The 361-nt window shown below is 37.1% G+C and carries 1 protein-coding gene; it reads right to left on the bottom strand.

Annotation, left to right across the window (positions count from 1 at the left end; all coding sequences use genetic code 11):
- Positions 1-347: hypothetical protein (locus F8C76_RS19955; protein ID WP_211372198.1), on the bottom strand; the 347-nt coding region annotated here is incomplete at its 3' end.
- Positions 348-361 lie beyond the last annotated feature (14 nt).

Genomic DNA, 361 nt, shown 5'->3' with positions numbered 1-361 from the left:
TAAATCTCGCTCAAAATTTGCGTGAAAAAATAGCGGCTTTCCCCAGGGATTAGAGTCGCGCTTTTATACGCCGCTTTTGCTTTAATCAAACGGACTAAAAAATCCCCCTTCCTTAAAGCCCCATCGCCCATATCAATATAACCTTTTTTAGGCATGCCCATCAGGCGTAAAAAAAGCACATCCAAAGCGTTAATATCCACGCCTTGATCTTTTAAAGAAAAAAACACTTTTTTGAGCGAACCTTGTGGGACAACCACCACTTTGTTAGGATAAATTGGTATACTTAAATAAAAAAGAACGCTGATGAATAAAAGAAAGCATGTATCTAAGAAAGTATTTAATGTCATTATCTTGTTTGTGG

Source organism: Flagellimonas olearia (assembly GCF_009184425.1).
In the GTDB taxonomy this organism is placed as follows: Bacteria; Bacteroidota; Bacteroidia; order Flavobacteriales; family Flavobacteriaceae; genus Flagellimonas; species Flagellimonas olearia.
This window is presented reverse-complemented; position numbering and strand designations above follow the sequence as displayed.